We start from the raw sequence: 12,334 nt of genomic DNA, 5'->3' as shown, positions 1-12,334 counted from the left end.
CGCTGCTGTCCGGCTCGGGTGACCATGAACCCCGCCGGGGCGTGGGCCCGCGTTCTGGTGCGATGCCCAGGGGCACGCGGTGCCGGACCCGCGGCGGTGGTTGCGGATCACTTGGCGGGAGCCGGTACGGCCGGAGCGGGTTCGTTGATGGTGGTGAAGTACTGCACGGCGGCCATGACGGCGACGGGTGCGGTCACCAGAAGTTGCCCGGCGGCGGTGCCGAGTGCCCCGATGGCCACGATGCCGCCGAGGCAGCCGACGGCGGCGGCGGGGATGAACGGGCCGAACATGCCGATGATGGTCGCGGCGGCGACGGTGGCGCCGGCGATGCCGCCCAGGACGCAGCCGACCGCGGCGCCCCCGAGTCCACCGACCATGGTTCCGATGGTGGCGCCGGTGGTGATGGTGGTGACCATGCGGTTCCAGGCGGCTTGTTCGCGGTCGTATTGGGTTTTCCACGGGGCCTGCTCTTCGTAGGGCAGGGCGACGGGACGGTATGTGGCGTGGGCCGAGTCGAATTGGGGTGTGAGTGTGGCGGTGTGGCCGTTGATCGCGGCGGCGATGGGGAATACGAAATCGTCCACCCGGAAGGACAGGTCGGATCCGGCGAGGACGGTTCCGTTGGGGCTCTTGATCGTGAAGACGCCGTTGGCGGCGTCGAGGCTTCCCGCGTCGATGGTGACGACGGTCCCGGTCGGCGTGGCCGTGGTCCGGTAGTTGATGGCCTCCGGTTGGGGGGCCGCCTGCGCGGTTCCGGCGATGCCCACGGTGGCTCCGGCGACCAGTGCGCACATCGTTGCGATTTTCCTCATCGGTGATTCCTCTCATCGGGCTCCTCGGCGTCGCTGCCGAGCAGGTGTGGCTCCGGCGTGCTGCCGGGGAGGGCCGTCGGCCGGTGTGGCGGCCGGACCCTTCAACGGAGATAGGGGTGGCTCGCTCGCCGGGATGCCGTATTCCGTTCGGGCAGAGCAGGTTCGCGATTCCGATACCGCCAGGGAGACGGGTTCACCGGAATCCGGCCCTGGGCCGGCCCGTGTTGTCCCGGGTCACGCTGCGGTGATCGGATGCCGGCTCGAGGTGATCGCCTGAGCGGCGGCGTACCCCTCCGCGATGGCGTGCGCGACGCGACGCGGCACGGTCGCATCGCCGATCACCTGAATCCGGGCGTGTGGCAGCTCCTGCGCGAACGGCCGCCAGTCTCGGGCAATGCGCTCACCGACCGTGACGAACAGGTCGCAGACCAGCCGAGACCTCTTGCCGGACAGAATATTTCGGTATGTGACAAGAGTTTCCGATGTCGAATCCGGCGCGGCGGCCGTCTCGACGGGCGAGGCCTCCACGATGAAGGTCACCGGGCGGCCCGCCAGCCGTTCGCGCAGCTGGACCCGGCTCTCCACGGGAAGCGATGTCCCGAATCCGGGTCCGGGAACGAGCACGGTGACCTCGGCGGCGCCGGCCGCCAGCGCCGACTCGATCGCTCCGACAGCCGGCCAGTACCCGAAGCCGTCATCGGCGACGACCACCCGGCTTCCCGGCCGAATCCGGTTCCGGTCGACGATGGCCTCGGACGCGCGGCGCGCGCCCGCCGTCGACATCTCCGTCGCGCCAGTGGCGATGATGATCTCGTCGAAGCCGTCCAGATCCGCAGGCCGCGCGGTGTGTTCGAGCCGAAGTGTCGCGGGGTTGATGTTGTCCTGGTAGAACCGAAGCAACCGGGCCCACCCGTCGCGATGAGGCGCGTGCGCGGCGGCTCGTAGCTGGCCGCCGATGTGAGCGCCCGCTTCGAACAGCGTGACATCGTGGGTGGGCGTCAGTCGCAGAGTGGCCTCCAGTCCGGCGGGTCCGGCGCCGACGATCGCCACCCGGTTACCGGTCCCGGGCCGGCGGCCGAGCCGCAGCGGTATCGCCGGCCGGTCGCCCGAGCCGCCGGGCCCCAGTTCGGGATTGACAGAGCACAGCAGCGCCGGCGTGAAAGTGCGGCAGTCCTCGTTGCACGAGACGCACGGGCGGATCGCCGAATCGTCGCCGCGGAGCAGTTTCCCCGCGATCTGCGGGTCGGCGATGAACGGCCGCGCCATGCCTACGAGGTCGGCGCCGGCATCCAATGCCGACTCGATGTCGCGGCGCGACCGGAACGCCTGGGACACCAGCAACGGTCGCGTCGTCGCGGCACGCAGGCGGGCTCCGTGTGTCAGCAGTGGCGGCAGGTCGGTGGCCATGTCGCGGACATAGGTTGTGCGAACACCTACGGTCACATTGATGTAGTCGAACATCTCGAGCAGCGGAAGCAGCGCGCACAGCCCGTCGATGTCCATGCCCGCCTCTTCGGCTCCGTCGATCGAAACCCGTACGCCGAGAACGAGTTCCGGGCACGCATCGGTGAGCGCCGCGTGCAGCCGGTGCAGTATGCGGGCCCGGCCGGAGACCGTGCCCGCATCGGCGCGGTGGTTGGTGGACGCGGAGAGGAACTGCGCGAGCAGGTAGCCGTGGGCGGCATGCAGTTCCACGGCGGCGAAGCCCGCGTCGGCGGCATGCCGCGCGCTCACGACGAAGTCGTCCACGACCCGGTCGATATCGGCTTCGGTCATCGTGCGTGGGCGTACCGGTTCCCGCGGCGACCGGATCGCCGACGGCGCGAGCGGGTGTCCCCAGATCTCCGCTCCGAGTGTCTCGCGCCCGAGATGCACCAGCTGACAGACCGGTATCGCGCCCTCCTGAGCGATCGCCGCGGCGCGCCTGCGCAGCCCGTGGACCGCTTCCGGCCGCCACGCCTCGGTGGTGTTGCCGATCCGGTTCGTCGATTCCGGGCTCACCACCGTTCCGCCGGCGATCACCATCGCCGCACCACCTGCCGCGCAACGGCGCCAGTACTCGTCGTCTCCGGGCAACGCCAGACCACCTGCGACGGCTCCGGACCCATGCGCGGTGGCCACCAAGCGGTTGGCCAGGCGTAGCGCGCCGATCTGCACCGGTGTCGACAGGGTATCCACGCATGCCTCCTTGAACTGGATTCAATTCACATTATTGCCACAGAGTGATTGACACCACAAGGCATTCTGGCTACTTTCTCAAACTGACATCAGTTCAGTTAGGCGGTTTCTGTGATCCATCAGCAAACACATCGCATCATGAAGACCCTGTCGAAGGGCCTCGCCGTCGGCGCGGTCGTGGGCGCCGTCGCGGTCCTGACCGCCTGCGGTGGCGCCTCCGGGACCACGAGGCCGGTATCGGGGAGCTGGTCGGACGTAGTCGCCGCCGCGGAACGCGAGGGCAACGTGGTGCTCTACTCCAGCCAGAAACCGGCGAATCTGGAGTCCCTGAAGCGGGCGTTCGAGGCGAAATACCCACGGATCCATATGCAATACGTGCGCGGGACCGACGCGGATCTCAATCCGCGGGTAGAGACCGAGAACAAGACCGGCAAAGGTACAGCAGACGTGCATATGCTGACCGACACGGCCTGGGTGCAGAACGCCGCCCGGTCCGGCGCCTACTCGTCCGATCTCGTGGGGCCCGATCTGCGCGCCCCCGAGTACCGTCCGGAAGTCAGCGTGCTGCGCGACCGCTTCGCGCTCGCCGGAGCCGCGGTTTTCGCACTCGGCTGGAATACCGCGGCCGTCCCGGGCGGCCTGCACGACCCACGCGACATTCTCGATTCGAAGTACCGGGGCAAGATCGGCATCACCAACCCCACCGGTATCGCCGCGTACGTCGATATGTATCAGTACTACGAGAAGGCCTACGGTTCGGACTACTGGAAGCGGCTCGCCGAGCTCGCGCCACGGGTGTACCCGAGCGCGCTGGGCATCGCACAGGCGCTCACCTCCGGTGAAATCGCCGTCACCCCTTCGGTCCAGCCGTTGAACACCGAGGTTGCCGCGGGCGCGCCGGTGAACTGGACGTTGCCACATTCACCTTTCGGAACCCCCTGGTACAGCGAGGTCACCAAGGTCGCACCGCATCCGAACGCCGCGCAGGTACTGGCGGATTTCATGGTCACCCGCGAGGGGCAGATCGCGCTGAATCCGGGCTATGCCGCTGCCCTACCGAATATTCCGGGCGCGGTCGCCCTGGCCCAGGATCTCCCCAGCCCGGATACGGCGAACCTCACTCCGGAGAAGGTCTCGCAGTACTCCCGCGCCTGGTCCAAGCGCTTCCAGGGCTGATTACCAGTGCCGACCCGACCTCTTATCGATGAAGGACAGCAGATGTACGAGACAGCCGAGCCGCTACGCGGTGTCAATGTGCTGGTGACCGGAGCATCCGGCGGAATCGGCGGCGCGACAGCGGAATTGTTCGCCGGACGCGGTGCCACGGTCTACCTCACCGATGTCGACGATGCCGCGGGCAAGGAGCGAGCCCGGCGACTCGGGCCCGGCGCACACTACCGCAAGCTCGATGTCACAGTCGAATCCGATTGGCAGGCAGTCGTTTCCGAGATGGTGTGGGCGGACCACCCGCTCCAGGTGCTGGTCAACTGCGCCGGTTCGGCGCTGAAAGCACCGCTCGAGCACACCACGCCGGAGCAGTTCCGCGCCATTGTCGATCAGCATCTGGTCGGCACCTTCCTGGCCGTGCGGACCGCCGCGTCGGCCATGTCGGACGGCGGGGCGGTCATCACGATCTCGTCGCTGCGCGGGGTGCTGGCCACGGCCGAACTGGGCGCCTACGGGGCCGCCAAATTCGGGGTCCGCGCGCTGACGAAGGTCGCGGCCCTGGAACTGGCCGGTCGGGGTATCCGGGTCAACTCGGTCTGCCCCGGCAGCATCGATACCGATATCACCACAGGCCCGGGCTTCGAATCCGATGACGTCCAGGCATATGTGCGCAGTATCCCGATGCAGCGCCGGGGTTCGGCCGACGAGGTGGCCAAGGTGATCGCATTCCTGGCCGGCGCCGACAGCGCCTACATCACCGGTGTGGATCTGCTCGTCGACGGCGGTACCGCTGCGGGCGTCTACACCCCCAAGCGACAGACACTGGAGGCATGAGTCGATGTCGGGATTCAATATCGCCGGGCTGACCAAGACGTACGGATCCAACGTTGTCGTCGATGAACTCGACCTCGACATCGAGGAGGGGGAATTCGTTGTCCTGCTCGGTCCGAGCGGGTGCGGAAAGACGACCACGCTGCGTTGTCTGGCGGGTCTGGAAACCCCACAGGGCGGCTCGATCGCGTTCAAGGACCACGTCGTCTTCGACGGCCCGGCCCGTGCGAATGTTCCCCCGCACAAGCGCAATATCGGGATGGTGTTCCAGTCGTACGCGCTGTGGCCGCACATGACGGTCCGGAACAACATCCGGTATCCGCTGAAGGTGCGCAAGCGCAAACAGGCGATCGCCGACGGTGCGGTCGAGGCCGCCGCGGAGATGGTGGATTGCGGCGCCCTGCTCGATCGCTATCCCTCGCAGCTCAGTGGCGGGCAGCAACAGCGAGTGGCCGTGGCACGTGGTCTGGTCGCCCAACCGGATCTGGTGCTGTTCGACGAACCCTTGAGCAACCTCGATGCCAGGCTGCGTGATCAGGTGCGCACCCAGATCCACCAGCTACACCAGCGATTGGGCTTCACCGCGGTGTTCGTGACCCACGACCAGGCCGAGGCGTTCGCGCTCGGCGATCGCCTCGCGATCATGAAGTCGGGCAGGATCGAACAATACGACGCACCCGAATGGGTCTTCGAGAATCCGGTGTCGGAGTATGTCGCGGCCTTCATCGGCATGGCCAACCGGCTCGAACTCCGCCATCATCACGACGGCTGGCGGACGTCGGCGGGCGATCCCATCGATCTGACTCACGCGCTGGTCCAGGACTCGGCCGATCGTGGCTCGGCAGCGGTCGCGCGACTGCGTCCCGACGATGTGCTGTTGCATAGTTCGGCCCAGCATGTGCCGCTGGGAAACGTCGTCCTGAACGCGGAACTGGTCACCTACGAATACGGTGGCCGCTACTTCGATGTGACGGTGACGACCGGCGGCGAGAAGCTACAGCTGCGAGCGGACGCCGCGGTACACGGCCCGGCGCTGCGCAACAGCCGCCCAGGGGCCCCGGTCGTGGTGAGCTTCTCCCCCGCGAACCTCCGGATCTTCCCCACCGCAGGCGATCTCGATCCAACGCCACCCGTGGCGGTGCCGGCGAGCGCGGGAGGACCGGCCTGATGACCTCACTGAACATCCCCGCAGCCCGACCGATCGCGATACCGGCGCAGTGGCGGGCCCGGATCGGATATCTGGTCCTGCTCGCGATTCTCGCCTATCTCGTCGTCGTACCGATGATCCGGTTGCAGGCACTGGCGTTCGAGAACGAAGCACAGGGCTACCGAAGTCAGTACGGCCGCTACGACATCGGCGACACCATCCGGACCACGATCGTGCTGGCCGTCGGATCGCTGGTGATCGCGCTGCTGCTCGGAACCCTGCTCGCCTTCGCCGCGAGCCGGCTCCCGGCACGCCTCTCGTTTCTGCGTATCGTCCCGATCCTGCCGATCGTGATGCCCGCGGTCGCCAATATCGTCGGCTGGACGTTCCTGCTGTCCCCCGGACCCGGATATCTCAATGTGGCACTGCGGCACCTGCCCTGGTGGAGCGGTTCGGACACCGGGCCGGTCGACGTCTACACGGTGCCCTGGATCGTCATCCTCACCGGTTTCAGTCTGACCTCGTTCGTCTACCTGTTCGTCAGCGCCGGCATGCAGAGCATCAATTCCGAACACCTCGAAGCGGCCCAGGTCAACGGGTCCTCGACGGTAGGGGTGTTCTTCCGGGTCGTGCTTCCCCTGTTGCGCCCGTCGCTGGTCTACGGCGGTGGCATCGCCCTGCTGCTGGGCCTGGGACAGTTCACCGGGCCGCTGCTGCTCGGTCAGAACAAGGGCGTGCAGGTTCTGACCACCGACATGTACCACCGAGTTTCGGAGTCACCGGCGGATTTCGCCGCGGCCGCGGCGGCGGGTTCGCCCTTGGTGCTCTTCGGGCTCGCGGTGGTCCTGATCCAGAAAGGGGTGCTGGGCAACCAGAGCCGGTTCGTCACCCACGGCGGCAAGGCCTTCTCGGCGCCGCCGGGTCGGTCCGCCTGGGCCTCGGTGACTCTGCTGATCTACGCCCTGTTGGCCCTGGTAGTCCCCCTGCTCGGGCTCGTCATCGTCTCGTTGACGCCGTATTGGTCGGGCTCGCTGTCCCCGGACATCCTCACGCTCGCGAACTTCCGGAGTCTGGCCTCGAACCAGTCGATCGTGGACTCGGTCGTCACCAGCGTCGTCACCTCGCTGATCGCCGTGGCCATCTGCATTCCCATCGGCTACGCGGTGGCCGCATTGCTGGTGCGCGGCAAGCGATTCCGGGTCCTCGCGGTGATCGCCGACCTCATCACCGTGTTGCCGATGGGAATTCCCGCGGTGATCTTCGGTGTCGGATTCCTGCTGACCTATACCGAGCCGCCCCTGATCCTGTACGGGACCCGCACGGTCATCATCCTGGTCTACATCGTCCTGATGCTGCCCTACGCGATCCGGATGCAGATGACCGCGCTGCTCGCACTCGGCAACACCTACAGCGAGGCGTCGGCGACCAGCGGAGCATCACCGATGGTCACCAACATCCGGGTGATGCTCCCACTGATGCGCCCGACCGTACTCAGCGCCGTCGCGCTGATGTTCATCCTGCTCACGCACGAATTCGCCGCCTCACTTCTGGTGCGCGCGTCGACCACCCAGGTGATGGGAACCCTGCTGTTCGATCTGTGGCAGAACGGCTCCTATCCACTTGTCGCCGCGATGGCGCTGCTCATGACGGCGGTCACCACCGTGGGCGTGGCGGCGGCGATGCTCGTGGGCGGCCGGAACGTGTTGAGCAATCTGTGATCCGGATGCGACGGCCGAGGCCGGAAGTGGAGACGAACGTATGACGAACGGCAGTAGGCGATTGCGCGACAAAGTGGTCCTGCTGACGGGATCCTCCGGTGGCATCGGTGTGGAGATCGCGCGACGGCTTGCCGGCGAGGGCGCCGTGCTCGTGCTGACGGATCTGGATGCCGAAGCGTGTGCGCGGGTGGCGGCGGACATCCCGGATCCCGAACGCCATCATGTGCTCGAGCTGGACATCAGCGATGAGCAGCAGTGGCGCGACGCGGTCGAGGCGATCGCCGAACGCTGCTCGCGCCTGGACGTGCTCGTCGCCAACGGCGCCGTCGGCAGCCTGGCGACGGTGGTGGACGAGGATCTGGAACGCTACAACAAGGTGATCGCGATCAGCCAGACCGGTACCTGGCTGGGCATGAAGCACGCCGGTGCGCTCATCGAGCGCACCGGCGGAGGATCGATCGTCAACCTCTGCTCGATCCTGGGCACCGTGGGCGGACTGGGCAACAGCCTGGCGTATGCGGCGGCCAAGGGAGCGGTCCGGACGATGACCAAGAACGCGGCGTTGTACTGGGCCGCCAAGGGAGTCCGGGTCAATTCGATCCACCCGGCATTCATCGAGACCCGCCAGCTGCTCGACCGATACGAGGGTAGTGAGCGGTACCGGGCGATGCTCGAGCACACCCCGATGGGCCGGCTCGGTCGCGCCGAGGAGGTCGCCGCGGCGGTCGCCTTCCTTGCCGGCGACGATTCGACCTTCATCACCGGCAGCGAACTGTATGTCGACGGTGGGTGGACCTGCGCCTGAGCGGGTCCGGAAACGACGGTGTGGACGTCTTCAGCGGGCAGTGCTGAAGACATCCACACCGTCGTTGTCCTTCGCGGTCAACACATTTCGAGCGACCAGCACGTCGAGATGCGCGAGCGTCTCACAGGTGGCGAACATCTGGTCGAAGGTGCTCAGAGTGTCGAAGCTGCGGTCGTGCCGCGTCCAGGTCAGTGCCCGGGCCACGGCCGAACCCGTGCAGGGCGCCAGTTCACCGACGACAGCGACTGTCTGGGCGAGCCGATCATCGTGGTGCGCCAGCAGTGCGCGCGCACGCCGGCCGACGCTCCCGCCGGGCATGCCGTGCGCCGGCAGCATCACGGGCGTGTCGTCATCACTCAGCAGCGTCAGCGAGCGCAGGAAGTTCTCCAACGGCAGTTCCCACGGGCCGAGCTCGAACCCGATCGAGGGGGTGATCGTCGGCAGCACATGATCGCCGGTGAACATCAGTTTTCGATCGAGATCCTCGAAGACCATGTGGCCCTTGGTATGTCCGGGAGTTGCCCGCGCGCGCAGACGATACCCGGCCAGGTCGACGTCGCCCGGCCGCAACCAGTGGTCGGGTGGTTCCCAGTCCCGCGGATCGAAGGGCTCGGCCAGGCTGCCGGCCTGGGCGCGGGTGGCGAGAGCGTCCGCGTCCGCGCGACGCAACTCGTGCAGGGCGTTCTCGGGCTCGTTCGTACCGAGCCGGCGGACAGCCTCGAGGCCGGAAGCTTCCTCGGCGCCCAGATGAACCCGGCAGCCGTGCCTTCGACGCAGCTCGACGGCGAAGGTGTAGTGATCGCGATGCACGTGTGTGACGAACACATCGTGGATTTCCTCGGGGGAACGGCCGATTCGCGCCAGGCCGGCGGCGAGTTCGCGGTAGGTGTCCGGCCGGTGCCAGCCCCCGTCGATCAGCGCGAGACCGGCCTCGGTTTCCAGGACGTACACGTTGACCGCCCGCAATCCGTCCTGCGGCATTTGCAGCGGAATGCGATGGATGCCTTCGGCTATCGGATGACACCCAGGTTCCGCCCAGTGCGTACTCACGCGCCCGGCTCGGCGAGCGGCACCATCGTCCGTTCGTCGCCGAACCAGATCATGCGCCTGCCCCGCATCGCGCCGACGTGCCGCACCGCGGCCTCCCATTCCGGACTCGCCAGTGCGGCGTCGAGCGCCTCGCGGGATTCGAAGCTCAAGATCGACAGCCCGTCCCAGCCCGCCGACTTCTCGTCCATCGACTCGAGCAAATCGGTGTGCTGCCAGCGCAGCAGTCCGGGCAGCGGATAGGTGACCTCGGCGTGTTCGCCGCGCCACCACTCGATGAACTGCTCATGAGACCAGTCACTGGGGCGCGATGCCAGAACCAGAAGGTTGTACACAATTCTCCTAATTGAATTCTGTTTAGTTTCTGCGGGCAAGCGAAACCGAGGCCGGATGCGCCTCGAGATCTACTTGACCAGGAGCCGGACGGTCGCGGCGCTGATCGTCTCGGTGATCTCGGCCAGGCTGAGGTCGCCCTCGGGCCGGTACCAGCGCCAGATGCTGACGATCATGCCGAGGATCAACTGCCCGAGCAGGCGCGGGTCACCCTCGGCGAACACACCGTCGTCGATACCGCGCGAGACCAACCCGGACCAGTTCTGTTCGATCTCCTGCACGAGCTCCCGGGACCGCAGCCGTTCGGCTTCCTCCTTCTCGGACTGGCGCGGTGCGACGAGCAGATCCATATGGCTCTGCAGGATCCGCCGCTGCAGGGCGTCGGTCGATGTCCCGGCCAGGGCGGCGGCGACCGCTGCGCGCAGGGCTTGTTCGGGATCGTCCTGATTCTCGGTGGCGGCGACGAAACGTTCGACGGAATCCGCCAGTTCGAGGCGCATGATCGTCAGCAGGCAATGCGCCTTGGACTCGAAGTAGTGATACAGCGCCGTCTGACCGATGCCGACTTCGTCGGCGACGGAGGCCCATTTGGTCTGCTCGTAGCCGACCTGCCCGAATTTCTCGATCGCCGTGGTGAGGATGTGGCCACGCTTCGAACGGGCGCTCTCGCGGCGAGCTTCGGTATCAACAACCATCAGTGAATCCCCCGGGCGTCTTGTGTATCAAGATCGATCAACTCTATCCTACCTGAGCTGAAGTCGGGTCAACAACCACGGCGAGGCGGGTTGCCATGCGAACCGCCTCCGAGCGGTCCAGTTTGCCGACCCGGTTCTGCGGCAGGTCCTGCACGGTGAACAGATATTCCGGCCACTTGAACTTGGGCACATCGGCCGCCGCGAGCTGAGTGGTGACGTTGTCCAGCGTCAGCGGTGGACCATCGGTGACGACCAGCGCGGCCGCCCGCTCACCCAGCAGATCATCGGGCACCGCGACGACGCACACCTGGACGACCGCGGGCAGACCCGCGATCGCCGCCTCCACCTCGTTGATATCGATGTTGCGGCCGCCCCGGATGATGATCTGCTTCTGCCGGCCCAGCACCCGGATCGAACCGTCACCGGCTACCTCGACCAGATCACCGGTGGGTAGGAACCCGTCGGGGGTGAGTTCCGGCGGTACCGGGACCCCGTCCCTGGCATAACCCACGAACAGTGACGGACCCTTCACCTGGGCATCGCCGACCTCGCCCGGGCCGAGGATGTTTCCCGCGCCGTCGACGGCCCGGACCACGGTGCCCTCGAACGGGCGTCCGTCGCGGCCGAGGCGGATCGCGGGCGGGTCGTCCGGCCGCGGCGTGGTGTGGCCGAGGCATTCGGACATGCCGAACACCCGCAAGAAGGTGGTGCCGAGGCGGTTCTCCGCCGCGGCCAGGGCACTCTCGTTCATCGGACCACCGCCGACGGTGATCGCTCGCAGAACCGGCACGCCCGGGGCATCGTCGACGAGCGACAGTTGCAGGGCCATTGTGGGGACCAGCATCGTCCAGACGACGCGATGAGCCGCCATCGCGGTCAACGCGGCGGCCGGGGACCACTTGCCGATCGTCACCATGACCCCGCCCAGGTATGCGGGCAGATACATGCCGAAACAGAACGCAGCCACCGAGGACAGCGGAACGAACGCACCGACGGCTTCGCCCGTCTGCATGCCCACGACCTCGATCGTGCGCGCGCAGGCATAGCGGATCGCCTCCTCGGACTGCACCACACATTTCGGCCGGCCGGTGGATCCCGACGTCATCGCGATGGCCGTCCCGCCGCGCCAGCGTTCCACCGGGCCGAACGGCCCCCGCCGGGCGCACACCACCCGGCCCGCGAAGGCGGGCTCCCGGATCGAGAAGCCGGCCGGCACCTCCCACCGATCCAGCAGCTCGGGTTCGGCGAACACCAGATCCGGCGCGATATCCGCGACGGCGAGCCGGAACTCCGAGTCGGCGGCGTGCGGGCTCAGCACCGCGACGACGCCTCCTCGCATGCCGACCGCGAGCGCGGCGGCGACGGTGTGCCAGGTGTTGTCCGCCTGGACCAGGACGGTCGGGGCGCCCCGATCGATCGCCTCGATGCGGGCGGCCAGCGTCGACGCCGCTGCGACGATCTCACCGAGGGTATGTTCGCCGAACTCGTCGACGACCGCGATCCGATGCGGGCTGCGCTGTGCCCGTTCGAGCATTTCCTTCGCGAGTATCTTCATCGTCTTTCCCTCGTGTGACTGTCAGTGCTTCGCTGCGTACGTGCCC

General features: G+C 67.2%; 11 protein-coding genes. 5 read left to right on the top strand and 6 right to left on the bottom strand.

Features of this window, described 5'->3' with window-relative positions:
- Nucleotides 1-107 precede the first annotated feature (107 nt).
- On the bottom strand, nucleotides 108-812 hold the full coding sequence (locus LKD76_RS14805) for a DUF8020 domain-containing protein (RefSeq protein ID WP_227981911.1): 705 nt from the start codon (nucleotides 810-812) through the stop codon (nucleotides 108-110).
- Between the two features lie 234 nt (nucleotides 813-1,046).
- Complete coding sequence (locus tag LKD76_RS14800) at nucleotides 1,047-2,981, bottom strand: oxidoreductase (RefSeq protein WP_255661500.1); 1,935 nt, start codon at nucleotides 2,979-2,981, stop codon at nucleotides 1,047-1,049.
- Nucleotides 2,982-3,128: 147 nt separating this feature from the next.
- On the opposite strand from LKD76_RS14800, the gene LKD76_RS14795 reads away from it, so the two are divergent.
- Genes LKD76_RS14795 through LKD76_RS14775 form a run of 5 tightly spaced genes read left to right on the top strand, consistent with a single transcriptional unit; the run spans nucleotide 3,129 to nucleotide 8,658 of the window.
- Nucleotides 3,129-4,166 carry an ABC transporter substrate-binding protein gene (locus LKD76_RS14795; protein ID WP_227981909.1) on the top strand — a complete coding sequence of 346 codons (1,038 nt, stop codon included), beginning with the start codon at nucleotides 3,129-3,131 and terminating at the stop codon, nucleotides 4,164-4,166.
- 42 nt (nucleotides 4,167-4,208) lie between these two features.
- A complete protein-coding gene (locus LKD76_RS14790; RefSeq protein ID WP_227981908.1) occupies nucleotides 4,209-4,991 on the top strand; it encodes an SDR family NAD(P)-dependent oxidoreductase in 783 nt (260 codons plus the stop codon).
- A 4-nt stretch (nucleotides 4,992-4,995) separates the two neighbouring features.
- Nucleotides 4,996-6,156, top strand: a complete 1,161-nt coding sequence (locus tag LKD76_RS14785; protein ID WP_227981907.1) for an ABC transporter ATP-binding protein — start codon at nucleotides 4,996-4,998, stop codon at nucleotides 6,154-6,156.
- Nucleotides 6,156-7,853 (top strand): ABC transporter permease, encoded by a 1,698-nt coding sequence (locus tag LKD76_RS14780; RefSeq protein ID WP_227981906.1) that lies wholly within the window; start codon nucleotides 6,156-6,158, stop codon nucleotides 7,851-7,853. Before LKD76_RS14785 ends, LKD76_RS14780 begins: the two co-directional genes overlap by 1 nt.
- A gap of 40 nt (nucleotides 7,854-7,893) precedes the next feature.
- On the top strand, nucleotides 7,894-8,658 hold the full coding sequence (locus LKD76_RS14775) for an SDR family NAD(P)-dependent oxidoreductase (protein ID WP_227981905.1): 765 nt from the start codon (nucleotides 7,894-7,896) through the stop codon (nucleotides 8,656-8,658).
- Nucleotides 8,659-8,688: 30 nt separating this feature from the next.
- Here LKD76_RS14775 and LKD76_RS14770 read toward each other — a convergent pair whose 3' ends face one another.
- From LKD76_RS14770 to LKD76_RS14755, 4 genes are all read right to left on the bottom strand, one after another.
- Complete coding sequence (locus LKD76_RS14770) at nucleotides 8,689-9,639, bottom strand: MBL fold metallo-hydrolase (protein ID WP_227981904.1); 951 nt, start codon at nucleotides 9,637-9,639, stop codon at nucleotides 8,689-8,691.
- A gap of 65 nt (nucleotides 9,640-9,704) precedes the next feature.
- Complete coding sequence (locus tag LKD76_RS14765) at nucleotides 9,705-10,040, bottom strand: EthD family reductase (protein ID WP_227981903.1); 336 nt, start codon at nucleotides 10,038-10,040, stop codon at nucleotides 9,705-9,707.
- Between the two features lie 69 nt (nucleotides 10,041-10,109).
- Nucleotides 10,110-10,733, bottom strand: coding sequence for a TetR/AcrR family transcriptional regulator (locus LKD76_RS14760; RefSeq protein WP_227981902.1), 624 nt, complete (start codon nucleotides 10,731-10,733; stop codon nucleotides 10,110-10,112).
- A gap of 43 nt (nucleotides 10,734-10,776) precedes the next feature.
- On the bottom strand, nucleotides 10,777-12,288 hold the full coding sequence (locus tag LKD76_RS14755) for a class I adenylate-forming enzyme family protein (protein WP_227981901.1): 1,512 nt from the start codon (nucleotides 12,286-12,288) through the stop codon (nucleotides 10,777-10,779).
- Nucleotides 12,289-12,334 lie beyond the last annotated feature (46 nt).

Origin of the sequence: Nocardia spumae, from assembly GCF_020733635.1 — a bacterium.
Classification (GTDB): domain Bacteria; phylum Actinomycetota; class Actinomycetes; order Mycobacteriales; family Mycobacteriaceae; genus Nocardia; species Nocardia spumae.
Note: the sequence above shows the minus strand (reverse complement) of the source record. Positions and strands in the feature narration are given on the sequence as shown.